This is a genomic window from Vibrio sp. 1978 (assembly GCF_033344345.1).
In genome coordinates this window covers 1-632 of record NZ_JAWPOP010000619.1, presented here as the reverse complement: position 1 = coordinate 632, position 632 = coordinate 1, and the positions used below count along the sequence as shown (strand labels likewise).

Sequence of the window (632 nt, the reverse complement as noted above, 5' to 3'; positions counted from 1 at the left end):
TATGGTGTCAGGAAAAGTGTGAACGACAAATATACACGCGTTACATACATTGGAAAATACTAAATTACACTGATTTACGCATTAGCGAAGCGAGCGTGCCAGCTCTTACCAGCCTTTGAAAATAGAATCACCAACGCTGGTAGCAATACCCACATATGAATAGCAATCAATGTTTGTGGATCAAACGGCAAACGCTGTAAGGTACCCACTAACAAACCAGAACCGCTCATTTGGAACAAACCAAGTAGCGCCGCGGCTGTGCCCGCTTTATCACCGAATGGTTCCAACGCCTTGCCCGCGGCGCCGCCAAGAATCAAAGCAAAACCAACGGACGACATAAAGATTGGCAGCATGAACGACAGCGCCGTGTTTTGGCCATTCATCACCAGCATCACCACACCAGCCAGAGCCAACGTCGAGATACCAACCACAAGCGTGTTGTGTGTGCCAAAACGTTCCATGAACTTCGGTGCCAACATACAGCCAGCGATGTTGATGACCGCGTTAATGCCAAACCAGAATGTGAACTCATTCATTGAAAGGCCCATGCCTGTCATCAATACCGACGGTGCTGACGTCACGTAAGCTAAGATAACCGCCATGGCCATCAAACATAGTGACGCGTGGAAAAT

Annotated in this window: 1 protein-coding gene; it reads right to left on the bottom strand. The window is 48.3% G+C overall.

All coding sequences use genetic code 11. The features are described from left to right. Window positions 1-74: 74 nt before the first annotated feature. Window positions 75-632 (bottom strand): MFS transporter (locus tag R8N49_RS28170; RefSeq protein WP_412034932.1); only part of this gene is annotated, 558 nt, incomplete at its 5' end.